We start from the raw sequence: 25,549 nt of genomic DNA on the forward strand, positions 1-25,549 counted from the left end.
GCGATACGCGGTCCTTGCGTCTCTAGCAGGGAAACCCCATCCCCTTCAGGTGGACGTTATCAGGTTCCATGAACAGCGCCATGGTTCCGGCGGTTTCCGCGCCACTTCCCTTCCTATACGGATTGCCCGCCTCCTGGCGGCCAGCCCGCAACCGTGCGCGTGGCTATGCGGATTGTGGCCCAAGCCTTACGCTTGCCAGGGTGAACGACTTCTCAGAACCTGCAGACGAGACGCTGATGCTGGCCTACGCGGGCGGCGATATGACAGCGTTCGAGCAGCTTTACGCGCGCCACCGTACCCGCCTGTACCGGTTCCTGCTGCGTCAGCTGCGGGATCAGGCGTTGGCGGACGAGTTCTTCCAGGACATCTGGCAGCGGGTGATCACCGCGCGCGAGGGCTGGAAACCGGAAGCGGCCTTCACGACCTGGCTATTCCGCATCGCGCACAATCGCCTCACCGACCACTGGCGGGCGCTCAAGCACCGGCCACCCGCGCCGGCGGATGGAGATGAACGCGCCGCAAGGGTGGCGGATCCGGATACGCCCGAACGCGTCCTGTCCGATTTCGAGCAACGGCGGCGCCTGCAGATGGCCTTGGCAGAGCTTCCGGACGACCAGCGCGAGGTGCTGCAGCTGCGTCTGGAGCAGGAACTGACCCTGGAGGAAATCGGCGAGATCACCGGCGTAGGCCGGGAAACTGTCAAATCGCGGTTGCGTTACGCGATGGACAAGCTGCGCGCGAGATTGAGCGAATGAAATTCTACCCCCCCGAACCCCTGACTCCGGAGGAGCGCGAGCTGGCGCAGCTGACCGCGCAGCTGGGACCGCAAGGCGAACCCTCGACGGCGCTGGATGCACGGATCCTGGCCGCCGCGCACGCCGCGCTGGACCGCAAGCAGCCCTCCCGCCGCAAGCCGCGCTGGCCGGTGGCCATGGGCCTGGCTGCCTCGGTGATCTTCGCCGTGGGCATCGCCTGGCAACTGCGGCCGCTACAGCAGGCGCCGGTGCTGGCGTCGGCGGAAGCGCCGATGCCTGCCGCCGCTGCCGAGCCGGAGGCCGTCATGGCCGATAGCGCCCCCGGCAGCCCTTCCGTGCCGCCCGAGGCCGCCATGGCGGACGACAAGGCCGCCGCCGCAGCGGCGGCTCCTGCCTATGAAGAGGCAGCGCAAGCGCCGCCACCGGTCAAAAACCTGGCCCCACCCTCGGAGCAACGAGTGGACCGGCCACGGCAGATCGACCGCTCCGCAACACGGGCATCCGAGCCCTCCAGACGACAGGCACAGGTCGCCGGCAACCTCGGCGCGGGCGCACCTCCGCCTCCCGCCCCACCCGCTCCTGCAGCCATGGCTGCCGCTGCACCCGCTGCCGAACCCTCGGTTTCCTTCGCACCGGATCCGCACGACGCTTACTCGTACTCGGCGCGCGACGCGGCGGCCGACAGTGCCGTCCCCAACGCCGGATTGCTTGCCGAAAAGCCGCGGGCCGAAGCACTGGCCGAGGCAAAGGCGGCGCGGGCCAATGCTTCGGCTCGTCAGAAGGAAGGCGCTTCACTGGACCGTATAGAGGTGACCGGCTCGCGCCTGAAGCGCACCGACTTGCAGGTGCCGGTTTCCGACGACGCCCAACTGCCGGTCAACGAATGGCTGGAGCGCGTGCGCACCCGCTACGGGTTGGGCGACGCCGGCGCGGCCAAGCAAAGCCTGCTGCTGTTCGTGAAGGACCACCCCAGCGAACCCGTGCCGGGCGACCTGGAACCCTTGCTGGAAGAATGACCGACACTCTGGCTACGTCGGCGACGCATCTGCTCGAGGTCAAGCACAGCCGGTTCATCGCCCAGGCCGCACCCGCGACCGCTCCGGAAGCCGCGTTGGCTTTCCTCGCCCAGGTCTCCGATCCCGACGCCACGCACAACTGCTGGGCTTACCGCATCGGCACGGAATACCGCTCCAGCGATGATGGCGAACCTGCCGGCACCGCAGGCCGCCCGATCCTGGCCGCGATCGAGGGCCAAGGCTGCGACCAGGTCGTGGTGGTGGTCACTCGTTGGTACGGCGGAATCAAGCTGGGCGCAGGCGGTCTGGTCCGCGCGTACGGCGGCGCCGCTGCCGAATGCCTGCGTCTGGCCGAACGCCGCGTGCTGGTGGAGATGCGCGAGGTCGGATTCAACTGCGCCTTCGACGATCTGGGCAGCGTGCATGCCGCCCTGCCGGTCTACGGCGCGGAAAAACTGGCCGAGAATTTCGACGAAACCGGCGCCGTCCTGCGCATCAGCTTGCCCGCCGATCGCGCGGACGCCTTGAAAACGCACCTGCGCGACGCCACCCGTAACCGTGTGCGCTTCGCCGAATCGGATTCTGAATGACTTCTCCTGCTGTTGAATCCACCGCTGTTGAGTCCGCCGATGCGGGCTCCGCCCCGTCCGTTCCCGTCGTCGCCGCAGCCAAGCCGAAACCACGTCTGGGCAGCCTGCGTGCTCTGTGGCCGTTCGTTCGCCAGCACCTGGGTCTATTCATCGCCTGGCTGATCGCGCTGGCGGTGGCATCCGCGGCCACGCTGCGGCTTCCGATAGCCGTGAAGCACATTATCGATCAAGGCTTCACCAGCAGCACGAACGTCGATCAGGCCTTCCTCGCTCTTTTTGGAGTCACCTTGGTTCTCGCCCTGGCCAGCGCGAGCCGGTTCTACTTCGTTTCCCTCCTCGGCGAGCGGGTCGTCGCCGATCTGCGAAGAAAGCTGTATTCGCATCTGATCTCGCTGGGGGCGGGATTCCACGACAGGACAAGAAGCGGAGAGCTGGTGTCGCGCCTTTCTGCCGACAGCGAACTTTTGCGCAATGTCGTAAGCACCAGCATGTCGGTCGCGCTCCGCAGCACGGTCACGTTTATCGGCGGAATCGTCATGTTGTTCGTGACAAGCCCGCGCCTGGCCTCATTCGCGTTGCTGGGAATTCCCGTCGCGGTTCTGCCGATAATCATCGGCAGTCGGCGATTGGGCAAAGCGGCCCGCGCCAGCCAGGACCGCGTTGCGGACGCGAACACGCTTGCAAGCGAAAGCCTGGGCGCCGTGCGGACCGTTCAGGCCCACGCTCGCGAATCCTACGAAAGCGCGCGCTTCGGAAGCGCAGTCGATATTGCGGTCGACACCGCTCGAAAGCGGATCCGGGCGCAAGCATGGGTGACTGCCGCAGCCATCACGCTCATTTTCGGAGCGCTTGTCCTCATGCTCTGGTCAGGCGCCCATGACGTCATCGCGGGCCGTTTGAGCGGCGGCACGCTTGGCCAGTTCGTTTTCTATGCGCTATTCGTCGGTGGCTCGGTCAGCGCGCTGGCCGAGGTCTGGAACGATCTGCAACGCTCGGCCGGAGGCATGGGCCGAATCAGCGAACTGCTGCAGGAAACCTCGGACATAGTCGCGCCCGCCCATCCACGCGCATTGCCGGCGCCGCTGCACGGCGACATCCGTTTCGACAACGTGGTCTTCCACTACCCTTCGCGCCCCGATCTGCCCGCGCTGGACGGCTTCGATCTGGAGGTTCGTCCCGGCGAAACCGTCGCGCTGGTCGGCCCGTCCGGCGCGGGCAAGAGCACGGTGTTCTCGATGCTGTTGCGCTTCCACGACGCGCAATCCGGCGGTATTCGCATCGACGGCGTGGATTTGCGCGAACTGGACCCGGCCGAACTGCGCGAACACATCGCTCTGGTGCCGCAGCAGCCCACGATCTTCGCCGCCAGCGCCGCCGAAAACATCCGTTACGGAAAACTCGACGCCACCGAAGCGCAGCTGCAAGCGGCCGCCGAATCGGCAGAGGCCGACGATTTCATCCGCGAACTGCCGGAGGGTTTCGCCAGCGAACTTGGCGAACGCGGCGCCCGCCTCTCCGGCGGCCAGCAACAACGCATCGCCATTGCCCGCGCCCTGCTGAAGGACGCGCCCATCCTACTGCTGGACGAAGCGACCAGCGCGTTGGACGCGCAGAGCGAACGCGCCGTGCAAAATGCACTGGAACGCCTGATGCAAGGCCGCACCACCCTGGTCATCGCCCACCGTCTGGCGACCGTGCTCAAGGCCGACCGCATCGTGGTCATGGACCGCGGCCGCATCGTCGCGCAGGGCACGCACGCGGAATTGATCGCCCAGGATGGGCTTTACGCCGAGCTGGCTCGACTGCAATTCATCGATTGATCAAACCGAAAGCAAGAGCTCGCGCCGAGACGGCGCTCCCACCAACTCCGCGCGAGGTGGGAGCGCCGTCCCGGCGCGAGCTCTTACATCGGCGCCAGTGAATCCCTGCCGGAAGCCAGCCAATACTCCTATTTTCCATTGCTGTAGACGATAGGAGACTTTGCCGGTCGAATTATTCCGAGCGGCGGCGTCATGTCGTCTTCATCTTGCAAGCTCCGAACAGGCCGTACTTCCGAGAGCGGTGGCTACTACCTGCTGACCAGCTGTTGTCGTGATCGCATTGCTTTTTTTAGCGATCCCGAGTCGGCACGTACCGTGCTCGGCAGCGCGCACTGGCTGGATCAACAACGGATAATCGATCTTATGGCGATCGTGGTGATGCCGGATCACGTGCATCTGGTCCTTGGGCTGGGTGAATCCCTGCTTCCCGAAGTTATGCATCGATTCAAAAGCTATACCTCCCACGCCATCGCGAAGGCCACAGGAGCCGATGGGGGTATCTGGCAACGCGGCTACCATGATCGTGGAATAGGCGATGAGTCCGCCCTGCGGGCGCAGATGGAGTATTGCCTGTTGAATCCCGTGCGGGCCGGACTTGCGGAGAATTTCCGCGATTACGCGTATTGGTGGTGTCGTTGGGAAGTCTGATCGGACCGCTCAAAGAGTAAAGATCAAGAGCTCGCGCCGAGACGGCGCTCCCACCCAGCTTTCGCCTAGCGTGGGAGCGCCGTCTCGGCGCGAGCTCTTTGCAACGATCGCTCAGCCGGCTTGCGTCTGCAACGCGGCGGAAACGCGCGGCGGTCGGCTCGGCCACGCATGCCGCAGGATCCGCCATATCACCTGACCGAACTGTTTAGGCAACGAACCGGTGTTGTAGTGCTGGCCATAGCGCGCGCAGATGGCTTTCACTTCCGGTGCCATTTCGGCGTAGCGATTGGCGGGAATGTCCGGATAGAAGTGGTGCTCGATCTGGTGGCTCAGGTTGCCCGACATCACGTTGAGCAATCGGCCGCCGGCCAGATTGGAGGAGCCGCGCAGTTGGCGCTGGTACCAATGGCCGCGCGATTCGTTGCGGATGGATTCCTTCGGAAAGGTTTCCGCATCGGCGGTGAAGTGGCCGCAGAAAATGATGGTGAAGGTCCAAAGGTTGCGCAGCAGGTTGGCCACCACGTTGCCCGCCAGCACGGCCAGGAAGAACGGACCGGCCAGCAGCGGGAACACCACGTAGTCCTTCAGCACCTGCCGCAGCATCTTCTTACCCACCGGCTTGAACGCCTTGCGCATCTGCGCATTGCTGGTCTTGCCTGCCCACCAGCGGCCTAGTTTCAGATCCTGGATCGCCACGCCCCACTCGAACAGCAGCGCGAACACCACCGCGATGAAGGGCTGCAGCAGAAAGAACGGGCGCCAGCGCTGTTCCGGGAAGATGCGCAGCAGCCCGTAACCGATGTCGTCGTCCATGCCGCGCACGTTGGTGTAGGTGTGGTGCTGGAAGTTGTGCGTCTTGCGCCAGCTGGCGCTGGTGCCGGCGATGTCCCACTCGTAGGTTTTGCCGTTGAGGTGGGGGTCGTTCATCCAGTCGTATTGGCCATGGATGACGTTATGACCCAGTTCCATGTTCTCCAGGATCTTGGACAACGCCAGCATCAATACGCCGGCGATCCAGGTCGCCCAGAACAAACCGGCGAAGGCCAGCGGCAACGAGGCGAACAGCAGCACGCGTCCGCCGATCTCCGTATAGCGCACCGCCTTGACGATGCCGCGGATGTAGTCGGCATCGCGCTGTCCGAGCGTGGCGATGGCGCGCGCGCGCACGGCATCCAGTTCGGCGGCAAAACCTTCGAGCTCGGGAGCGGTCAGCGATCGGTTGCGAGGATTCTGGTTCATGGTCTTCATCAGAGGTCGAGCACAAGGTCGGTGCTGGCGCTGCTGATGCAGAGCTTCAGCGCGGAAACAGGGTCGCGGGCCAATTCGCCGGTATGCAGATGACGGGTAACGCCTGAGGACTTTCCACAAGCGCAGGTATTGCAGATGCCCATGCGGCAGCCGGAAGCCGGCTTGAATCCTTCGGCTTCCAGCGCGGTCAACAGCGACTGGCCGCGCGGCAGCGTGAGCGTGCGGCCGCTAGAGGCCAGGGTGACCTGCACGCTGCCCGAGTCTTCGATCGCCCGCGGCGGCGGAGAAAAAGCTTCCGCATGGAAAGATTTCGCCGTCGACGACAGCAACCCGCGGGCGGTGTCGACGAAGCCGCCTGGACCGCAGGCGAACACCTGACGAGAGGACAAGTCGTCCACCAGCGTCCCGATCAATGCCTGGCTGAGGCGACCGGTCGCTTCAGCGCCAGTGCCCGTTTCGCGGGTTGGCACGAAATGCACGGAGAAATTCGCGTATTCCGCCGCAAGCCCCTTCAGCTCATCGGCGAAGCAGAGCTCGTGGCGCGTGCGCGCCCAGTACACCAGGGTCAGCGGCACCGGCATGCCCTGTGCCGCCAGTGCGCGGGTCATGGACATCAGCGGAGTGATGCCGCTGCCGGCGGCCAGGAACAGCCAATTGCCCTGCGGGGACGGCGGCAGCGTCATTTCGCCGAAGGCCTGGCCGATTTCGAGCACCTCCCCGACGCGCGCGCTTTTGCAGAGATAGCGGCTCAGTTTTCCGCCTTCGATGCCTTTCACGGCGATGGCCAGACGGCCGTCGGTGGTAGAGGAATCGGTGAGGCTGTAACTGCGGGTCACGCGCACGCCATCGATTTGCGCGCTGATATTGAGATGCTGTCCAGGCTGGAAACCGGCCCAATGCCGATTGGGCTGTAGCCACAGGGTGACGGTATCGGCCGATTCCGCCTTTCGGCCCATGATCCGCGCCATCGGGCGCTCCCAGGACCAGGTCGAATTCAGCTTGGATGCCCAGAAATCAAAGACTTGCGGGACGATCAGCGGTTGAACCAGGCGTTTGAGCCTGTTCCGTGGGCGTGCGCTGGGAGGACGGACGAGAGCATTCATAGCTGGCACTATACAGGCGCAGATACAATCGTGTATACAACTGTATATTAACAAGATCGATATGATGCAGCCACGCATCGCCTGAGCCCTCTCCCATCGCCGTGATCCCGCACTCTGAAGTTAGCGCCGACGGCGACCCCAGCACTGGCCGCAAGGCCTCGATTTCGCGCGAAGATCTGCTGGCCGCGGCTTTGAAGCTGATCGGCCCGCATCGCAGCGTGTCCACGCTGAGCCTGCGCGAGGTGGCGCGTGAAGCCGGCATCGCCCCCAATAGTTTCTATCGCCAGTTCCGCGACATGGACGAACTGGCGGTGGCCTTGATCGATCTGGCCGGGCGCTCCCTGCGCAAGGTCATCGGCGAAGCCCGCCAGCGCATCGGGTCCGACAAAAGCATCGTGCGGGGTTCGGTTTCTGCTTTCATCGAACAATTGCGTGCCGACGACAAGCTGCTGCACGTGCTGTTGCGCGAAGGCACGGTGGGCTCCGATGCCTTCAAGCAGGCGGTGGATCGGGAACTGGAATTCTTCGAGGAAGAATTGCGCATCGACCTGATCCGACTGGCCGCGGCGGACGGCGCGACCTTGCACGAGCCCGCGCTGGTGTCCAAAGCCATCACCCGCCTCGTATTCGCCATGGGCGCCACCGCCATGGACCTGCCGCCGGAAAAAGATGCGGAGCTGATCGAACAACTTTCGCAGATGGTGCGCATGATTCTGACCGGCTCGCGGGCCATCTCCGAAGAGAAACCGTAGGTCGGGGCTACGCCCCCGACACACGGAAACTCTGAATACCACGCGTCGGGGACGTAGCCCCGACCTACGGGTTGATGCGGATCGGCGTTCCGATCGGCACCAGCCGCCATATCTCCTCGATCTGCGCATTGGTGACGGCGATGCAGCCGTCGGTCCAATCGCGCGTGGAACCCGGCGGCGTGCTGCCGTGGATCATGATGTCGCCACCGGGATCGACGCCGCGCTTTCTGGCTTGTTCGCGATCGAGCCGGTTGGGATACGACACCCGCAGCGACAAATGGAAACGGCTATTCGGGTTGCGATAAGCGATGCGGTAATCGCCTTCCGGCGTGCGCTCGTCGCCCTGCTGACGCTTGTGGCCTACCGGCGCGTCGCCCAGCGCGATGCGGTAACCGCGCAGCACTTTCCCCTCGCGCAATAGTTCCATCCTGCGCGTGGATTTGAATACGCGGATGGCGTCGGCCTGCTCGCTCTTCGGCGCCAGGTCCGGCGCTGCGGATACGCTGCAAGGAAGGCTTATAGCCAGCGAGAAAACAGCAAGAAGCCCTACCCGCATCACGGCAATGCCCGGCTTACCAGTTCGTCGACGCCCTCGCTGGCCGGCAAGGTACCGAAGGCCAGGCCATGCCTTCCCTGCAGACGGCTGGTTACGAACAGCGTCGCTGCGGGGCTCCCGGATTTCAGCAGTACGGCCGCCTGCAGCACCAGCGCCAGGCGTTCGACCAACGTGCGGGCGCCGAATTCGTCGACCGATCGCGATGCGAGCTGCGTGCGCAGTTCCGCCATGATCGCGTCGAACGCGGCATCGCGTCCCGTTGCGGTTTCTAGCTCGTTCAGCAGCGCGGCGCCGGTTGACCAGCCTTCGGCTGTTGTAGAGCGCCCCGGCTCTCGCGACAGCGCACGCAGCACGTCCAGGCATTGGATATTGCCGCTGCCTTCCCAGATGGAATTGAGCGGCGCCTGCCGATAGAGCCGCGGCAGGATCGATTCTTCCACGTAACCCGCCCCGCCCAGGCATTCCTGCGCTTCGTTGACGAACGCGGGCGCGCGTTTGCACAGCCAGTACTTGCCGATGGCGGTAGCGATGCGTGCGAAAGCGGCTTCTTTCGCGTCGTTAGGCGAAGCGTCGACGGCGCGCGCCACGCGCAGGGAGAAGGCGAGCGCCGCTTCCGATTCCAGCGCCAGGTCGGCCAGAACATTGCGCATCAACGCGTGTTCGATCAGCGGTTTTCCGAAGCTGGCGCGATGGCGCGCATGGTGGATCGCCTGCGCCAACGCCATGCGCATCTCCGCCGCTGCGCCCAGCATGCAGTCCAGCCGCGTGAACATGACCATCTCGATGATGGTGGCCACGCCACGGCCTTCGTCGCCGACGCGACGCGCCCACGCGTCACAGAATTCGACTTCGGATGACGCATTCGACCAGTCGCCCAACTTGTCCTTCAGACGCATGATCCGGAAAGCGTTCTTGCATCCGTCGTCCAACCGACGCGGCAGCAGAAAGCAGGTCAGCCCTCCCGGCGCCTGCGCCAGCACGAGGAATCCGTCGGACATCGGCGCCGAAAAGAACCACTTGTGCCCGACCAGCGCGTATTCGCCTTCCCGCGCAAGCGGCGTAGCGACGGTGACATTGCTGCGCACGTCCGAGCCGCCTTGTTTTTCGGTCATGCCCATACCCAGGGTGACGCCGGACTTCTGCGCGATGGGGAGATCGCGCGGATCGTAGGAAGGCGCTGCCGCTTTGTCGGCCCATTCGCGCAACGCCGGTTCGCGGCGCAACACCGGGACCGCCGCGTGGGTCATGGTCAAGGGACAGCTGGTGCCGGCTTCCACCTGGTGGTGCAGATAACTGAGCACCGCGCGGGCGACGTGCGCGCCGGGTTGCGGCTCGCGCCAGGAAAGACCGGCGACGCCGTGGCTTTTCGCCGCTTCCATCAGCCGATGATAGGCGGGGTGGAATTCCACCGTATCGATGCGATGGCCGAAGCGGTCGTGGGTCTTCAGGCGCGGTTTGTCGCGATTGGCATCGAAACCGATGCGGTAGAGCTCGTCGCCGGCGAGGTGCGCGTACGCCGAGAGCCGTGGCACGAACGCGGCCGCGCCTTCGAGCGTCACCGCTTCACGCAGCACCACATCGTCCGCCCACAAGTCGCGCGGCTCGAAAGGCGGCGGCTGGTTGTCGACCCGGTGGGTCTCGAAGGGCGGCAGCTTGTCCATGCGTCGATTCTAACGATATGGGCCTCTACCCGGCGTTGCCTCATGCAGCGTCTTTCGGGGACGGGTAGGAGCGACGTAAGTCGCGAAACCCTTGGCTATTCGCGTATTTGACTTCGCGACTTACGTCGCTCCTACTCCGACCGGTGCTTGTCCAGGGTCTCGACGAAGCCCGCTTGCAACGCATATTTCCCCAACCAACCCTGTTGGGTGCCGCTGAGGATACGCAGCATATGGCTGCGACCGCCGGGCAGTTTTCCCAAAGGAAGGAAACTGACGTCGCGGATTCGCGCCACCATGTCGCGGTCGGACTGGAACAACGGGGTCAGCCAGTGGCTCCAGAAATGGTAGATCGAGACGTGCTTGCGCCGCACGCGCTGGTATCGCGCCAATGCGCCGTCCAGCTTGGTTTCGTCGCGCAGCGCATCCCGCAATGCCATCGCATCCATCAAAGCCATGTTGACGCCCTGCCCCAGTTGCGGGCTCATCGCATGCGCGGCATCGCCGGCCAGCACCAGACGCCCGCGATGCCAGTCCTTCTGGATCGCATCGCGATAGCTCGCACGGGCCAGTTGGGAACACTCGGCGACGTCCTGCAGACGCGCGCGCGCCTGCGGCCAGATGCCGGTCACTTCCTCCAGCCACGCCGCCATTCCCCGCGACTGCCATGCATCGAAATCCGATCTCGGCAGACTCCAGAAGAAACTCAATCGCTGCACATCGTCGCCGGGCCGGGTGCCGACCGGCAACAGACCGATCATCTTGCGCGCGGCCACGTAGCGCTGGCGCAGCTCGTCGGGCCATGGCCAGTCGCCGCGCGATACCAGGCACCACAACGCGCCCCACGGATACATGCGATCCCTGCGGCTCGGCGCTACCTGTTGGCGCAATTGCGAAGCCGAACCATCCGCGGCGATCACCAGATCGAACGGACCATGGTTGCGACCATGCTCGTCCGACAGTCTGCCGGTATCGTGATCGACGCTGGTCACGCGAGTGCCGCGATGCATGCCGGCCATTCCATCCCAAGCGTCGGCCAGCAGCGTGAACAAGGCGCCGCGCTGCATGCCCAAGCCGTACATCCGGGGATCGAGGCCTTGGTAACGCATGTCCATGACCCCGCGTCCGCATGGCGTTTCGCCATACAGCCGCGTGACCGGCGCTCCGTAGCGCAGCGCTGTCGGAAGCAGACCCATCTGCCACAGCACCTGCAGGCCTGTCGGTTGCAGCAGGAAGCCGGCGCCGACCGGGCCCGGCTCCGCCGCACGTTCGAATACCTCGACCTTGTGTCCGTCTCGCGAAAGCAGGATCGCCAAAGCCTGCCCGGCCGTTCCGTAACCGACGATGGCGATATTCAAAGGTGGGGTCATGGCTCTTGCCGGCGGTGATAATTGAAAGCGGGTTACTGAAGAAATCGCTACGCCCCTCGACACAATCCGTCGTCATCCCAGCGAAAGCTGGGATCCATCTTGATCTTGCGTCGAAGTCAGCCCCAATCCAAGGCAAAGTCAAAATGGATCCCAGCTTTCGCTGGGATGACGATCCGAATGGGCAATGCGACTTGGCCCATAAAAAACCCCGCCGCAGCGGGGTTCAAATGAATCCAGTTTTCAGATCAGGCTGCAGGTTCGATGTTCGATGCCTGTGCGCCCTTCGGACCCTGGGTCAGCTCGTAGCTGACGCGCTGGCCTTCTTGCAGGCTGCGGAAGCCCTTGCTGTTGATCGCGGAGTGGTGGGCAAAGACATCGGCGCTGCCATCTTCCGGCGCGATGAATCCGAAGCCCTTGGCGTCATTGAACCATTTCACGGTACCGTACGGCATAGCTCTGGTATTTCCTTATTGGATGCGGGTGGTGTGGTCTGTGCGTAACGTGCACAGGCGGAGTATGCAAAGACCGGGCCGCGTTGACAATCACCCACGGGCCAGTTCGGCAATCAGCTCCGGCAAGCCGTTGGACGCGGCTTCCACGTTGGAGAGCACTTCGGCCATGGTGATCTCCTCGCCGGTCCCGCATCCGGCGGCCCAGTTGGCGACGATGGCCAAGCAGGCATAGTCCAGCCCCAACTCGCGTGCCAACGCCGCCTCCGGCATCCCGGTCATGCCCACCAGATCGCAGCCGTCGCGCTTCATGCGGGCGATTTCCGCCTTGGTTTCGAGGCGCGGCCCCTGGGTCGCACCGTAACAGCCACGCGCCACCAATGAGACCCCGGTCACACGCGCGGCTGCGATGATTTTGTGCCGCAGCATCGTTGTGTAGGGGTCGCCGAAATCAATATGCAGCACATCGCTGCCCGGCTCTTCGCAAATCGTCGAAATGCGGCCCCACGTGTAATCGATTACTTGATCCGGGCAAGCCAGCACCCGCGGCCCGAAGCCAGCGTTGATGCCTCCGACCGTATTCAACGCCAGCACGCGTTTTGCGCCGATCTGCTTCAACGCAGCCAGATTGGCGCGGTAGTTGATGAGATGGGGCGGCACCGAATGGCCTTCGCCATGGCGCGCCAGGAAAGCGACGCGCTGACCGAGCAGCATGCCAATACGGACGGGCCCGGACGGCTTGCCGAAAGCGGTATCGATTTCGCGCGTATCCACGTCCTGCAGGTCGGCGAGCTTGTACACGCCGGTTCCGCCGATCACCGCCAGTGCGATATCAGTCATCACTCAATCCTTCAACGCGTAGATGCCCGGCAGATTGCGGCCCTGCTCGTGGTAGTCCATGCCGAAACCGAACACATAGCGGTCCGGAACCTCCAGGCCCACGTAATCGGCACTGATACCGGCGATCGCACGATCATGGCGCTTGGTGGCCAGGGCGGCGATACGCACATCGGTGGCGCCCTGCTCCATGCACCATTCGCGGACCGCGGCCAGGGTGTAGCCTTCGTCCAGAATATCGTCGACCAGCAATACGCGACGGCCATAAAGCGCAGTGGCCGGGCGATGCTTCCACACCAGTTCACCGCCGCTGGTTTCGCCGCGGTAGCGCGTGGCGTGCAGGTAGTCGAACTCCAGATCCAGCCCCAACGCACCCAACTCGAGCGACAGCTGCCCTGCGAACGGCAACGCGCCATGCATCACCGTCAGGTAGACCGGCACTTCCCCGGCGTAATCGCGCGCGATGGGTCCCGCCATTGCCGCAATGGCGGCATCGAGCGTGGCGCGGTCGACAAGGAGTTCCGCATTGGCCAGAGCCGCGGACAACGGATGCGACGAGGCCATCAGGCGACGCTTCCTGCATTCGCAGGCAAGCGCGATTGCGCATCGCCGTAGCGCGCATCGGCGAGCAACCCATCCCATCCCAGCCCACCACGCCCCATCAGCCCGAGCAAAGCGGCGGTATTGGATTTGCGTCCTTCCATCGCGCGCAGGGATTCCTCGACCAGCTTGGGTGCGCAGACCAGCACCACGTCGCAACCGGCGTCCAGATGGTCGTCGATGCGCGCCTTCACTCCGCCCGCGGAAAACGCGGCGGCCATGCCGATATCGTCGGAGAACACCACGCCGCGGAAGCCCATTTCCTGACGCAGGATTTCATTGATCCAGCGCGGCGAATAACCCGCCGCCTCCGGTGCGACCGCCGGATAAGTCACATGCGCCAGCATCACCGCATCGGCGCCGGCCTCGATGCCTGCGACGAACGGAACCAGGTCTTCCTTGCGCAGCACCTCCAGCGAACGCGGATCGACCGCGTCGTCGAAATGCGTGTCCTCCAGAACCGTACCATGGCCCGGAAAATGCTTGAGCGTGGCGGCCATGCCGACGCTGTGCATGCCGCGTATGTATGCCCCGGTGAAAGCGGCAACGACTTGCGGATCCGCGCTGAAGGCGCGATCGCCGATGGCGCGGTTGCCACGTGCGAGATCCACCACCGGCGCGAAACTCAGATCGACGCCGCTGGCCCGTACTTCGCTGGCCATCAGCCAGGCGTGCTCCTCGGCCAGTTTCAACGCGGCCTCCGGGTTCTGCGCATAAAGCGCCCCGAAACCTTCCAGCGACGGCAACGCGCTGTAGCCGTCGCGGAAGCGTTGCACACGACCGCCTTCCTGATCCACGCAGATCAACTGCGGGCGCGGCGCGGCGGCGCGAATCGCCGCGCACAATTCGACCACTTGCTGGCGCGAGGCGAAGTTGCGGGTGAACAGGATCACCCCGGCCACCGCATCGTTCTGCAGCCAGTCGCGCTCCTGCGCGGTGAGTTCGGTGCCGGAAATGCCTATGACGAGCATGCTTTGAATTCCTCAGGGAGTATCGCTGACAGCGAGGTCGTTGGCGGCGCGTTCGTCGTCCGCCCATTGCGAATACGGGTACGACGCCAGGGCCAGATTGTAATAGCGCAGCGAGTCGGTCACCTGCTTGCCGGCCCAGGCAGGCAAGGCGAAGGCTTCGTCGGCATGCTGCAATTCGATTTCGGCGACTACCAAGCCGGCGTTTTCGCCCAGGAATTCGTCCACTTCCCAGAGGTGGCCCTGATGGCGCACGTAATGGCGGCGTTTGTCGATCAGGCCGCCGACGCACAGCGCGAGCAACGCCCGCGCTTCGTCCACGGGCACGGCGTAGTTGAATTCCTGCCGGGTGTGGCCGCGTTCGCGGGATTTCAGGTTCAGGTAGGCGCTGTCGCCCTCGATGCGCACGCGCACCGAGGCCTTCTGCGCCCCGCCTTCGACCATGGCCAGATCGTTCAGGTAGCCCTGCGCCATCGGCACGATCTCATGCGCGGCGGCGCGCCAGGCATCGCTGGTGACAAGAAACTTGCGTTCGATCTCGATTCCCATTGGCCCTCTACTTCATCTCGAACAAAGCGATGCTTTCCACATGGCCGGTGTGCGGGAACATGTCCATCACCCCCGCCGCCTTGAGTTTGTAACCGCGTTCCTTGACCAGGAATCCGGCATCGCGCGCCAGCGAAGCCGGATGGCAGCTGACGTAGACGATGCGGTCGATATTCTTGAGCGGCAATTGTTTCAGCACTTCGTCGGCGCCAGAACGCGGCGGGTCCAACAGCAATTTGTTGAAGCCCTGCCGCATCCAGGGCGTGCCGCGCTGGTCTTCGGTCAGGTCCGCGGCGTGGAAATGCGCGTTGGCCAGACCGTTGCACTCGGCGTTCTCGCGCGCACGCGCGACAAGACCGGCCTCGCCTTCCACCCCCACCACCTCGCCCACCAACCGCGCCATCGGCAAGGTGAAATTCCCCAGTCCGCAGAATAGGTCCAGGATGCGGTCCTGCGGCTGCGGATCCAGCAACTCGAACGTGCGCGCGATCATCTTCTGATTGAGGGTCGCATTGACCTGGATGAAGTCCAGTGGGCGGAACGCGAGTTCGACCTCCCATTGCGGCAGAGCGAAGGTCAGTTTGGGCGCGCCGGGCCACAACGGCACCACCGTGTCGATGCCACCGGATTGCAGGTAGAAGGCGAAATCGTGCTGTTGCGCGAAAGCGATCAGCTTTTCCCGATCCGCCTCGTTGAGGGGATTCAGGTGGCGGAATACCAACGCCACGCCGCTCCCATCGGGCGCGATATCGCCGGCGATGAACTCGATCTGCGGGATATCGTTGCGCGCGTCCAGGCTTTCCACCAGCAGCGCCAGCGCTTCGATGCGCTCGCCGATTTGCGGAATGACGGTGTGGCAGATTCGCAGGTCCGCCACGAAACGCGGGTCGGTCTCGCGGAAACCGACCAGGGTCTTGTCCTTCTTGTTGACCCGTCGCACCGAGAAACGACCCTTGCGGCGATAGCCCCAGCTGTCGCCGGTCAGCGCCGGCAACACAGTCTGCGGAGTGACGTGGCCGATGCGCTCCAGGTTCTCGAGCAATACGCGCTGCTTGAGCAGGATCTGCTTGTCTTCGGCCAGATGCTGCAGCACGCAGCCGCTGCAGGTGCCGAAATGTTCGCAGCGCGGCGCAACGCGGTCCGGCGAAGCCTGCAGCACTTCGACCATGCGGCCTTCATCGAAGTGCCGGTTCTTGGCGGTCTGCTCGACCATTACCCGTTCGCCGGGCAGCGCACCGGACACAAACATGGTCTTGCCGTCCCGACGGGCTACGCCGCGGCCGTCGTGGCTATGGTCGACGATCTGGACTTCGAACGGGGTTTTATCGATGCGGGGGCTGCGGGGTCTTGCCACGTGGCGGGGGCTGCGTGCGATTGCGGGGACGTATTGTCGCAGATACGACCTTGTCCCTTCTCCCTTCGGGAGAAGGTGCCCGAAGGGCGGATGAGGGAATGGACTATCAGATCACCGGGCAACTTTGGCGCGGATGACTCCCTCCCTCATCCGGCGCTTCGCGCCACCTTCTCCCGGTGGGAGAAGGAAAAGCATGTTACTTCTGCTTCCAGCTCCCGCCCGCGTCCTGATACCACCAGCCCTTGTGCGCACTGGCGATCCACTGCTGAGCGAAGGTGCCGCGGATCTGGCTTTCCCATTCCGGATGGCCGTTGGCCACCGCCACTTCGCGATAGACCGCTTTGCGGTCGCGATTGTCGTCCGCCACCGCCTGGGTGATGGCGACTCGGTCCTTCAGGGCCAGCTTGGAAGCGTCGCGCACCTCGACCATGCCATCGCGGGTCAGGCCTAGCGCGCCGGCCTCGAAGCCCGCTTCCAGCTGGGCCTGGAAGCGTGTCGTCATGCGGCTCTGGATGGCCTGAATGGCCGGAGTCCTGATGTTGATGTCCGCGCCGCTTTCCTGTGCGTACGCGGCGCCTATGCCGACCAGTGCCAGCCAGTTGAACGGGCGAGCGGGTTTCTGCAACGACGCGCTTGCACCCTGGCCGCCCGGCGTCTGCGGGGCGGGTTTGGCGTCGGTAGCCGGCACATCGTCGCCGATCACCTTATCGACGAACTCCTTGGCTGCTTCCTTGGCTTCGGCCGCCGGGAAATAGACATTGATGGTGACGCAAGCCGTGAGCAGCAGCGCTGCCGCGAATGAGGTTCCTAACCAACGTTGCATGTCACTCTCCCAGGATTATTCGATGACCGGTTTGCTTTCGCCCTGCGTGACCGCCACCAGTCGTTCGACCAGGGTGAGCCAATCCACGCGATGGTTGAAACCCACCACGGTCAGGCGCGGCAGGCCTGATCCTTCCACGATAATAAAGCCCTTACCGGCTGAACGAAGGCCGTCCATGTCGCAGACCTCCTCCGCCAGCCTGCAACGGATGCCGATCTGGCGATAGCCGAAGTCGTCGAACAGCTTCAAGGCCTGCGCCTGCAGACTGTCGCCCAGCCCACCGGCGCCGCCGACGCTGGAAAGGTCCTGCACCGCGCGCTGGCTGATGCGGCGCCTGCCTTTCCAGTTCGGGTCGGTGTGCAGATCGGCGGCGAAACCTTCCGCTTTCCAGTCCACCAGGCGCAGATTGCGGATACTGCCATCCAACGCGCCGGTGATCTCGCCGAAGCCGAAAACCTCGGTCAGCGACTGCAGGTTCATGTCGTCCATCTCGATGTCGGCCGACAGCGTCGGCGCCGTACCGAATGGGCGCTCCATCGCCAGCCCCGACACCTGCACCGTGCCGTCGAACATGTGGGTGACCAGAGTGCCGTCGAAATCCAGGCGGTCGTTGGCGTAGCGCGCCTTGGGAATACGCCCGTCGAGACGTCCCTGGAAGGCGGGCCAGTCCAGCGCTTTGGCCAGCTGCCCCACATCGATTCCTTCGACGGTCAGGCCGAAATCGAACTCCAGGCCGCGCTCGCCGGCAGGGGGACGCAGGTTAATGTCCTCGAACCGTAGGCCGCCGCCCAGCATCGGCACCGTGACCGCTTCGCGCAGGCCGATGCTGCCGCCCACGCTGTCCAGCGGCAAGTTCGCAGCGCCAAAGGTCAGGCCGTGGACTTCGCCGCCCCGCCATCGCAAGTCGCTGTCGACCGCCGCGCCAGCCGAAAAGACCGGCGTGCCGCTCAATCCATCGAATCGAAAGCGCTGCTGCGCATCGATCACCGACACTTCGCGCAGATCGGCGGCGGCGCGAACCAGTTCCCCGCCCCGCATCTGCACCTGCGCACTCATGGCACCGTGCAACTGCAGCTCGCTCAGGCCGAACAAGCCCAGCCAGCCGGATAGATAGCGCGGACGCAGCGGCGCCATATCTGCGCTTTCCACCTGGATATCCGCATCGCGCAGGCGAGTCTGCGCGTCGAAGCCGAGCGAACCTTGCGCACGCATCGCATTCCCGTCGTTCCACAGCAGCTGGGGAATTTCCCAGCCGGATTCGCCCTGCTGGCGTGCGGCGATACGGATCTCAACCGGCGTGGCCGGCAGAGCGATGTAGCCGTTGCCTACCAGCATTTCGCCGCCGCGCAGGCTGCCGTCCACAGTCACCAGAGACAGACCGGCGGACTTGCGGTAATCCAGATCCACCTGCGCGCCCAGCCCTTCGGCAGCGATGCTGCCATCGGGCGTGTCCAGCCCAAGCCCGGCGAACGCGAGCCGACCCTCGACGCGCAACGGCTGCGAGTCGGGGGTATGGATATTCAGCGATCCGGACATCTGCCCGGCTTTCAGGTTCGCATCGGACCAGGCCTGCGCCAACAGTGCCTGCGCCCACGCCAGCGGCACACGGGTCAGGTCGATGCGTGTGATGTCGGGGGCGGCGGCGTTGCGATGCAAGGCCAGCTTGGATCTGCCGCTCGTCAGCACCGCGTCGGTACTGGCCGTTGCCAGGTCGATTCCGAGTTTCAGCGGCTTGCGGCCAGCGCTACGGATTTCCCCCTCGCAGCGCCACCCCTGCGGCTGGGCGATTCGCTGAAGCGGGCAGCGCCAAGTCAGGTTATCGAAGCGATAGCCGAGGTCCGGCGCCACCATGCGTCTGGCCGTCAGCGTGAGCTGCCCGCTTTCCGCGGCGGCCGGCCATTCCAGCCGCACGGTCACCTCTTGCAGGTTGGCTACCGGGGTGACGACCTTGGCGATGCGCGCGCTCAAAGTCCTGGCCTGCCCACCGACGGGCATCGTCAGCAGCGGCAGCAGGAGCAGCGGTAAGATGCGGCGGGGCATGGAAGGCAGCATAACGATGTCAGATCAGGAAGGAATGAAGCCGCGCTTGCTGTTGGTGGAAGACGATTCCGTCAGCTGCAGTTTCATGGTCGCGGCGCTGCAGGCATTGCCGGCGGAAGTCGATGCGGCCGATTCGATGCGCACCGCGTTGGACCGGAAGGGCGTCTATGACCTGTGGCTGCTGGACGCCAATCTTCCGGATGGAAGCGGAATGGATCTTTTGGCGCGACTGCGCGCGCGGTTTCCCGCCACCCCCGCGCTGGCACACACGGCTGACGACTCGCTGGCCTTGCATGCGCGACTACGGGCCGCTGGATTCGACGAGGTCCTGGTCAAACCGCTGACCGCCATACAACTGCGGCGAACGGCTGGACGCTTGCTTGGGCTGGTTCCTGGCGATCCTCTCCGCACTGGCGAAGCCGGCGGCGGCTCCGCGGCATTTCCACTGTGGGATCAGGCCACAGCGCTGGCTGCACTGAACGGCAATGAGGAGCACGTTGCGACTCTGCGCCGAATGTTTCTCGAGGAGCTTGCCCGACAACACGATGAAATCCAGGAGTCGCTGCAGAGCGGCAACCAGGAAGCTGCGAAGAAGGTGTTGCATCAATTGAAGGCCAGCAGCGGATTCGTCGGTGCGATGCGCTTGCATGCGACAGCCACTTTGCTTGAAAAATCGCTGTCCGATACGGAAACGCTTGCTGATTTCTCGATAGCGGTGCGCGATACCCGGTTTTCAGGCGACAAATCCGGAACTTCGTAGGAGCGACGTAAGTCGCGATGAAGCCTTCCTGATACCTGCATCGCGACTTACGTCGCTCCTACATCGCTCCTACTCGCGTCGTTTCAGCCGTCCGAGTTCGCCCAGCATCTCCCAGGACTTCAGCCCTCGCCCACCCAGGTGGTGGCTCAATACACTGCGCAACGCCAGACGCAGACTGGCGAGATCGTCGGTGCCGGGTTGCTGATCCGCAGCCAGCGCCAGCAGTGCGCTGCCTGTCGCCGCGGTACTCCGTTCATCGCGTCCGCGATCGCTGAGCAAACGGCGTGGCCCCTGCTCGGGGTCTATCCGATAGCGCGCGGCCGCATCGATAGCGGCACCCTCCGCATCTTCGCTCAGATCGAAACCAGAGCCCAACGACTCCAACAGATCGCGCTCGAAGCGCCGCAAGGTCCAGGCGAGCGAATCGTCGCCACCTAGCCGCGATCGGGTTTCTCCGTAAATGCGGTACAGATCGCCATGCGGATCCTGGCGCGGCGCCAGGCGCATCACCAGTTCGTTGACGTAGAAGGCCGCCAGCATCGCCTCGCCGGCGAGCCGGGGAGCGGCATCCAGCGCTTCGGCCGACACCAGTTGTGCGAGCTCGCCGCGCTGTACGGCGTCCAGACGGATATGCTGAAGCGGCTGCAAGGCCGCACGCAGCACCTGCTTCTTCGGCCCCTGCACCCCGCGCGCCACCAGTCCCAAGCGTCCGTGATGTTCGGCCAGCACTTCGACCAGCAAGCTGGTCTCGCGCCAGGGGCGAGCGTGCAGGACGTAGGCGGCTTCGGCGTTGATGCGCATGCGCGCGGATTGTAGAAGCAATAACGCGGGAGCGCCGTTCAGCCGCGCGTTATTCGTTGTAGCCGAACGCCTTCAGCGCGGCGGCATCGCCCGACCAGCCTTCGCGCACGCGCACCCAGGTTTCGAGGAAAACCTTCGCGTCGAACATGCGTTCCATCTGCAGCCGCGCCTTGCTGCCGATTTCCTTCAGTCGTGCGCCGCCCTTGCCGATGACGATGGACTTCTGGCTTTCGCGCTCGACCCAGATCACCGCGCCGATGCGCAGCAATCCCTCTTCTTCCGCGAAACGTTCGATTTCAACGGTAGTGGCGTACGGCAGTTCGTTGCCCAGCTGCCGCATCAGCTGTTCTCGCAACAGTTCGCCGGCCATGAAACGCTGGCTGCGATCGGTGATTTCGTCCTCGCCGAACATCGGCGGCGCTTCCGGAAGCAAGGCCAACATGTCCTTCACCAACTGTTCCAGTCCGTTGCGCTTCAACGCGGAGACCAGATGAACGCTGGCGAAGGTGCGCTCCTCGGTGACCTTGGACAAGAAAGGCAGCAACTCCGCCTTGGCCTTGATCTGGTCGACCTTGTTGACCACCAGCATCACCGGGATGCCGGTGTCGCTGAGCACGTTGTAGGCCAGCGTGTCGGCTTCGTCCCAGCGTCCCGCCTCGATGACCAGCACGGCGGCGTCGACGTCTTCCAGCGCACCGCGTGCGGCGCGGTTCATGACCTTGCTCATTGCCGAGGCCGAGAACTTGCCCTCCTGCTTGTGCAGGCCGGGCGTATCCACCAGCGCGATCTGGCCTTCCGGGAAAGTGGCGATGCCCAACAGGCGATGGCGCGTGGTCTGCGGCCGATTGGAGACGATGCTGACCTTGGACCCGACCAGCGCATTGGTCAGCGTCGACTTGCCCACATTGGGCCGGCCGATGACAGCGATGCTGCCGCTGCGATGGCCGTCTTTGCCGGGCGTTTGAGTATTCACTTGGAGATGTCCAGTTTTTCCAGCAAGGCGGCCGCGGCTGCCTGCTCGGCATTGCGGCGCGAGCTGCCCTCCCCTTCGGCGGTCAGGGTGGGATCGGTGATGGTGCAGCTGACATTGAACATCTTGGCGTGATCGTCGCCGCTTTCGGAAACCAGCTCGTAAACCGGCAGAGGCCGTTGCCGACCCTGCAACCATTCCTGCAGACGCGTTTTCGCATCCTTGCCGGGTTTGCCCACCGGCAATGCCGCCAGCGATTCCTCGAACCAAGGCAACACCGCGGCGCGGCAGGTCTCGAAACCGGAATCGAGATAGATCGCCGCCACCACCGCTTCCAGCGCGTCTGCCAGGATCGAGTCGCGACGATGACCGCCGGATTTCATTTCGCCCGGACCCATGGTCAGGCGAGCGCCCAGCTCCAGGCGCCGCGCGATGGTCGCCAGCGAGGCTTCGCGCACCAACTCGGCGCGGGCACGGGTCAATGCGCCCTCGTCGGCCTTGGGCCAGCGCTGGAACAGCACTTCGGCGACCAGCAGGTTGACGATGCCATCGCCCAGGAATTCCAGGCGCTCGTTGTGCGGAGCGCCGGCGCTGCGATGGGTCAGGGCCTGCTCAAGCAGGCCCGGGTCCGCAAAACGGTGGCTGTCCAGCTCACCGTGACGGAATTTCAGATCAATCGGTGCCACCGCGACGAGTCAGGTCCTGGGAAACGTCGAACACGCCCACCACGTCCAGATTGCCGACCAGCGGACGGCGCACTTCGTAGTTCACTTTCAGGTTCCAGCCGCTGTCGATCCGCTCGATCTTCACGTTCTCGGCCTTCACGTTTTCGGAGTAGCTGATATACAGGCGGCGAAAGAACAGATCCTGGATCTTAGAAGGGTCCATATCGCCCACGCCCGGTTCTGCCGCCAGACTCTTGGCCGCGGTCCGCACCGAGTAGTACTCCTGATACATCGGGAACAGCTTCATGCCGATATACGCGGCGAAACCGACCACCGCCAGCACCACAACGAAACTCATCAGCGTGATGCCGCCCTGTTTGCGTTTCGGTTGCAGATTGCCAATTTTCAAATTGCGATTCATATGCCTATCCCCCGGGTCAGACAACTTGGTTATTGGATCTTGGTTCCGATCCTGGACGCATCGAAACTCCCCTTGCAGAACCAGCCTTCACAATTCAGCCAGATCAGGAACGCCTTGCCACGCAGGTCCTTCTCCGGCAGGAAGTTGTGGTTCGGTATCGGCGAACCGTCCTTCGGGCTGACCTCCGGCCAGAGACGGCCGTCCTCGCTATTATCACGATTGTCGCCCATCACGAAATAGTACCCAGCCGGCACTTCCCACTCTCCGGCGCCGACCAGGTTATCCAGTCCTTCGAGCACCTTGTGGGTGCGACCCGGCAGATCTTCTTCCAGCAACGCCGCGCTATCGGTACCCTGGGCCACACCGCGACCGGTGTAAGTGCCCAGCATCTTGTAAGTCATGGCCTGGCCGTTGACGGTCAGGGTGTTGCCCTGGAACGAAATGCGGTCGCCTGGTAGCCCGATCACGCGCTTGATCCAGTTGTTCTCCGGGTCGTGCGGCGGCTTGAACACCACCACATCGCCGCGCTTGGGTTCGCCGATGGAAATGAACTTCTTGTTGTTGATCGGCAGGCGCAGGCCGTAGGCGAACTTGTTGACCAGGATGAAATCGCCGATCAGCAGGTTGGGCATCATCGAGGCCGACGGGATCTTGTACGGCTCGGCGATGAAGCTGCGCAGGATCAGCACGATGGCCAGCACCGGGAAGAATGCGCGCGAATAGTCGACCAACACCGGCTCGTCGTCCAGCAGACCGCTGCGTGCGGCGCGGCGCTTGGCCAGGAACAGCTTGTCCAGCAGCCAGATGAAACCGGTCAGCAGGGTGAGCACTACCAGGATTGTTTCGAACCAGACCATACACACTCCGTTGATAAGCCCCTCTCCCACCGGGAGAGGGGTTGGGGTGAGGGTACGGCGAAGTCACGATGGTTTAGCCATCCGGACTTCGCCGTACCCTCATCCGCCCTTCGGGCACCTTCTCCCAAAAGGGAGAAGGGTGGAAATCACTTGTTGTCCATCTGCAATACGGCCAGGAACGCTTCCTGCGGGATCTCCACGCTGCCCACCTGCTTCATGCGCTTCTTGCCTTCCTTCTGCTTTTCCAGAAGCTTCTTCTTGCGGCTGATATCGCCACCATAGCATTTGGCCAGCACGTTCTTGCGCATCGCCTTGACCGTGCTGCGGGCAATGACCTGCGCGCCCACAGCGGCCTGGATGGCCACATCGAACATCTGCCTGGGGATCAGTTCGCGCATCTTCTCGGTCAGTTCTCGGCCGCGGCGGTCGGCGTACTGGCGGTGCACGATCAACGACAGCGCATCGACCTTGTCGCCGTTGATCAGCGTGTCCACACGCACGAACGGACCGGCCTCGAAACGCAGGAAGTGGTAATCCAGCGAGGCGTAGCCGCGCGACACCGATTTCAGCCGGTCGAAGAAATCCAGCACCACCTCGGCCATCGGCAGCTCGTAGCTGATCTGCACCTGCGAACCCATGTAACTGATGCTGATCTGGCGGCCGCGCTTTTCCTCGCACAAGGTGATGACGTTGCCTACGTAATCGGGCGGGGTCAGCACGTTGGCACGGATGATCGGCTCGCGGATTTCGTCGATCAGGTTGGTCTGCGGCAGCTTGGACGGATTGTCCAGGCTGAGAATGGTGCCATCGGTCTTCAGCACTTCGTAGACCACGGTAGGCGCGGTGCTGATCAGGTTGAGGTCGTATTCGCGCTCCAGGCGCTCCTGCACGATCTCCATGTGCAGCATGCCCAGGAAGCCGCAGCGGAAGCCGAAGCCCATGGCCTCGGAGCTTTCCGGCTCGAAGCGCAGCGCGGCATCGTTCAGGCGCAGCTTTTCCAGCGCCTCGCGCAGGTCCGGATAGTCGTCGGCATCCACCGGGAACAGGCCGGCGAACACGCGCGGCTGCATTTCCTGGAAGCCGGGCAACGGTTTGGACGCCGGATCGCTGGCCAGGGTCAGGGTGTCGCCGACCGGCGCGCCGTGCACGTCCTTGATCGAAGCGTTGATCCAGCCCACCTCGCCGGCGCCGAGCTTCTTCAGCTCCTTGCGTTTGGGGGTGAACACGCCGACCTTGTCGACCAGATGGGTACGGCCGGTGGACATGACCAGCATCTTGGTGCCGGGCACGATCTCGCCCTGCATCACCCGCACCAGAGAGACCACGCCCAAATAGTTGTCGAACCAGGAATCGATGATCAACGCCTGCAGCTTGTCGGTGTCGCGCGGCTGCGGCGGCGGAATGCGCTTGACGATGGCTTCCAACACGTCGACGACGTTGAGGCCGGTCTTGGCGCTGATGGCCACGGCGTCCTCGGCGTCGATGCCGATCACGGCCTCGATCTCGGCCTTCACCTTCTCGATATCGGCAGTAGGCAGGTCGATCTTGTTGATCACCGGCACCACTTCCAGGCCCTGCTCCACCGCCGTGTAGCAGTTGGCCACGGACTGGGCTTCCACGCCCTGAGCAGCGTCGACGACCAGCAACGCGCCTTCGCAGGCGGCCAACGAGCGCGAGACTTCGTAGCTGAAGTCCACGTGGCCGGGGGTATCGATGAAGTTCAGCTGATAGACGACCCCGTCCTTGGCCGTGTACGGCAGGGAGACGGACTGGGCCTTGATGGTGATGCCGCGCTCACGCTCGATCGGGTTGGAATCGAGCACCTGCGCTTCCATTTCACGGGCTTCGAGGCCGCCGCAAAGCTGGATGATGCGGTCGGCCAGGGTGGACTTGCCGTGGTCGACGTGCGCGATGATTGAAAAGTTACGTATGTGCTGCATGG

26 protein-coding genes are annotated in these 25,549 nt (G+C 64.0%); 7 read left to right on the top strand and 19 right to left on the bottom strand.

Going from position 1 to position 25,549, the window contains the following annotated elements:
* The first annotated feature begins 236 nt into the window (after positions 1 to 236).
* From J2W94_RS12505 to J2W94_RS12525, 5 genes are all read left to right on the top strand, one after another.
* Positions 237 to 755 carry an RNA polymerase sigma factor gene (locus J2W94_RS12505; RefSeq protein WP_430540616.1) on the top strand — a complete coding sequence of 173 codons (519 nt, stop codon included), beginning with the start codon at positions 237 to 239 and terminating at the stop codon, positions 753 to 755.
* A complete protein-coding gene (locus J2W94_RS12510) occupies positions 752 to 1,771 on the top strand; it encodes a hypothetical protein (RefSeq protein ID WP_310093886.1) in 1,020 nt (339 codons plus the stop codon). The genes J2W94_RS12505 and J2W94_RS12510 overlap by 4 nt, the downstream gene beginning before the upstream one ends.
* On the top strand, positions 1,768 to 2,361 hold the full coding sequence (locus J2W94_RS12515; protein WP_310093889.1) for an IMPACT family protein: 594 nt from the start codon (positions 1,768 to 1,770) through the stop codon (positions 2,359 to 2,361). Before J2W94_RS12510 ends, J2W94_RS12515 begins: the two co-directional genes overlap by 4 nt.
* The gene (locus J2W94_RS12520; RefSeq protein ID WP_310093892.1) at positions 2,358 to 4,181 is read left to right on the top strand and encodes an ABC transporter transmembrane domain-containing protein; all 1,824 of its coding nucleotides are present in this window, start codon (positions 2,358 to 2,360) and stop codon (positions 4,179 to 4,181) included. The genes J2W94_RS12515 and J2W94_RS12520 overlap by 4 nt, the downstream gene beginning before the upstream one ends.
* 192 nt (positions 4,182 to 4,373) lie before the next feature.
* On the top strand, positions 4,374 to 4,829 hold the full coding sequence (locus J2W94_RS12525; RefSeq protein WP_310093898.1) for an REP-associated tyrosine transposase: 456 nt from the start codon (positions 4,374 to 4,376) through the stop codon (positions 4,827 to 4,829).
* A 111-nt stretch (positions 4,830 to 4,940) separates the two neighbouring features.
* Here J2W94_RS12525 and J2W94_RS12530 read toward each other — a convergent pair whose 3' ends face one another.
* Positions 4,941 to 6,068 (bottom strand): fatty acid desaturase family protein, encoded by a 1,128-nt coding sequence (locus tag J2W94_RS12530; protein WP_310093901.1) that lies wholly within the window; start codon positions 6,066 to 6,068, stop codon positions 4,941 to 4,943.
* Between the two features lie 8 nt (positions 6,069 to 6,076).
* Positions 6,077 to 7,180, bottom strand: coding sequence for a ferredoxin reductase (locus tag J2W94_RS12535; protein ID WP_310093904.1), 1,104 nt, complete (start codon positions 7,178 to 7,180; stop codon positions 6,077 to 6,079).
* 101 nt (positions 7,181 to 7,281) lie between these two features.
* On the opposite strand from J2W94_RS12535, the gene fabR reads away from it, so the two are divergent.
* Positions 7,282 to 7,932, top strand: coding sequence for an HTH-type transcriptional repressor FabR (gene fabR, locus J2W94_RS12540; protein ID WP_310093907.1), 651 nt, complete (start codon positions 7,282 to 7,284; stop codon positions 7,930 to 7,932).
* Between the two features lie 64 nt (positions 7,933 to 7,996).
* On the opposite strand, the gene J2W94_RS12545 is transcribed toward fabR, so the two are convergent.
* The 11 genes from J2W94_RS12545 to J2W94_RS12595 all read right to left on the bottom strand — a co-directional run bounded on the left by J2W94_RS12545 (position 7,997) and on the right by J2W94_RS12595 (position 19,133).
* Entirely contained in the window at positions 7,997 to 8,488 is a 492-nt protein-coding gene (locus tag J2W94_RS12545) for a L,D-transpeptidase family protein (RefSeq protein WP_310093910.1), read from the bottom strand.
* Positions 8,488 to 10,149 carry an acyl-CoA dehydrogenase family protein gene (locus J2W94_RS12550; protein ID WP_310093913.1) on the bottom strand — a complete coding sequence of 554 codons (1,662 nt, stop codon included), beginning with the start codon at positions 10,147 to 10,149 and terminating at the stop codon, positions 8,488 to 8,490. Before J2W94_RS12550 ends, J2W94_RS12545 begins: the two co-directional genes overlap by 1 nt.
* 131 nt (positions 10,150 to 10,280) lie before the next feature.
* Positions 10,281 to 11,516, bottom strand: coding sequence for an FAD-dependent oxidoreductase (locus J2W94_RS12555; RefSeq protein WP_310093916.1), 1,236 nt, complete (start codon positions 11,514 to 11,516; stop codon positions 10,281 to 10,283).
* 245 nt (positions 11,517 to 11,761) lie between these two features.
* On the bottom strand, positions 11,762 to 11,968 hold the full coding sequence (locus tag J2W94_RS12560; protein ID WP_093279745.1) for a cold-shock protein: 207 nt from the start codon (positions 11,966 to 11,968) through the stop codon (positions 11,762 to 11,764).
* 90 nt (positions 11,969 to 12,058) lie between these two features.
* Entirely contained in the window at positions 12,059 to 12,805 is a 747-nt protein-coding gene (locus J2W94_RS12565) for an S-methyl-5'-thioinosine phosphorylase (protein ID WP_310093921.1), read from the bottom strand.
* A gap of 3 nt (positions 12,806 to 12,808) precedes the next feature.
* Positions 12,809 to 13,366: a hypoxanthine-guanine phosphoribosyltransferase gene (locus J2W94_RS12570; protein WP_310093922.1), complete on the bottom strand. Its 558-nt coding sequence runs from the start codon at positions 13,364 to 13,366 to the stop codon at positions 12,809 to 12,811.
* Entirely contained in the window at positions 13,366 to 14,373 is a 1,008-nt protein-coding gene (gene nagZ, locus J2W94_RS12575; protein WP_310093923.1) for a beta-N-acetylhexosaminidase, read from the bottom strand. Before nagZ ends, J2W94_RS12570 begins: the two co-directional genes overlap by 1 nt.
* A 12-nt stretch (positions 14,374 to 14,385) precedes the next feature.
* Entirely contained in the window at positions 14,386 to 14,919 is a 534-nt protein-coding gene (locus J2W94_RS12580; protein WP_310093924.1) for a CYTH domain-containing protein, read from the bottom strand.
* Positions 14,920 to 14,926: 7 nt separating this feature from the next.
* Positions 14,927 to 16,270, bottom strand: coding sequence for a 23S rRNA (uracil(1939)-C(5))-methyltransferase RlmD (gene rlmD, locus J2W94_RS12585; RefSeq protein ID WP_310093926.1), 1,344 nt, complete (start codon positions 16,268 to 16,270; stop codon positions 14,927 to 14,929).
* Between the two features lie 196 nt (positions 16,271 to 16,466).
* Positions 16,467 to 17,093 (bottom strand): YdbL family protein, encoded by a 627-nt coding sequence (locus J2W94_RS12590; protein WP_310093928.1) that lies wholly within the window; start codon positions 17,091 to 17,093, stop codon positions 16,467 to 16,469.
* 15 nt (positions 17,094 to 17,108) lie between these two features.
* Positions 17,109 to 19,133 (bottom strand): hypothetical protein, encoded by a 2,025-nt coding sequence (locus J2W94_RS12595; RefSeq protein ID WP_310093930.1) that lies wholly within the window; start codon positions 19,131 to 19,133, stop codon positions 17,109 to 17,111.
* Positions 19,134 to 19,218: 85 nt separating this feature from the next.
* On the opposite strand from J2W94_RS12595, the gene J2W94_RS12600 reads away from it, so the two are divergent.
* On the top strand, positions 19,219 to 19,893 hold the full coding sequence (locus J2W94_RS12600) for a response regulator (RefSeq protein ID WP_310094866.1): 675 nt from the start codon (positions 19,219 to 19,221) through the stop codon (positions 19,891 to 19,893).
* Between the two features lie 69 nt (positions 19,894 to 19,962).
* Here J2W94_RS12600 and recO read toward each other — a convergent pair whose 3' ends face one another.
* The 6 genes from recO to lepA all read right to left on the bottom strand — a co-directional run bounded on the left by recO (position 19,963) and on the right by lepA (position 25,547).
* Positions 19,963 to 20,694 (bottom strand): DNA repair protein RecO, encoded by a 732-nt coding sequence (gene recO, locus J2W94_RS12605; protein WP_310093932.1) that lies wholly within the window; start codon positions 20,692 to 20,694, stop codon positions 19,963 to 19,965.
* A 49-nt stretch (positions 20,695 to 20,743) separates the two neighbouring features.
* Complete coding sequence (era, locus tag J2W94_RS12610) at positions 20,744 to 21,667, bottom strand: GTPase Era (protein WP_310093934.1); 924 nt, start codon at positions 21,665 to 21,667, stop codon at positions 20,744 to 20,746.
* Positions 21,664 to 22,341 (bottom strand): ribonuclease III, encoded by a 678-nt coding sequence (rnc, locus tag J2W94_RS12615; RefSeq protein WP_310094868.1) that lies wholly within the window; start codon positions 22,339 to 22,341, stop codon positions 21,664 to 21,666. Before rnc ends, era begins: the two co-directional genes overlap by 4 nt.
* On the bottom strand, positions 22,337 to 22,750 hold the full coding sequence (locus J2W94_RS12620) for a DUF4845 domain-containing protein (protein ID WP_310093935.1): 414 nt from the start codon (positions 22,748 to 22,750) through the stop codon (positions 22,337 to 22,339). The genes rnc and J2W94_RS12620 overlap by 5 nt, the downstream gene beginning before the upstream one ends.
* A 29-nt stretch (positions 22,751 to 22,779) precedes the next feature.
* Positions 22,780 to 23,607 carry a signal peptidase I gene (gene lepB, locus J2W94_RS12625; protein ID WP_310093937.1) on the bottom strand — a complete coding sequence of 276 codons (828 nt, stop codon included), beginning with the start codon at positions 23,605 to 23,607 and terminating at the stop codon, positions 22,780 to 22,782.
* 146 nt (positions 23,608 to 23,753) lie between these two features.
* Positions 23,754 to 25,547, bottom strand: coding sequence for a translation elongation factor 4 (gene lepA, locus J2W94_RS12630; protein WP_310093940.1), 1,794 nt, complete (start codon positions 25,545 to 25,547; stop codon positions 23,754 to 23,756).
* Positions 25,548 to 25,549 lie beyond the last annotated feature (2 nt).

This window comes from Pseudoxanthomonas sacheonensis, from assembly GCF_031455975.1.
GTDB classification, from domain to species: domain Bacteria; phylum Pseudomonadota; class Gammaproteobacteria; order Xanthomonadales; family Xanthomonadaceae; genus Pseudoxanthomonas_A; species Pseudoxanthomonas_A sacheonensis_A.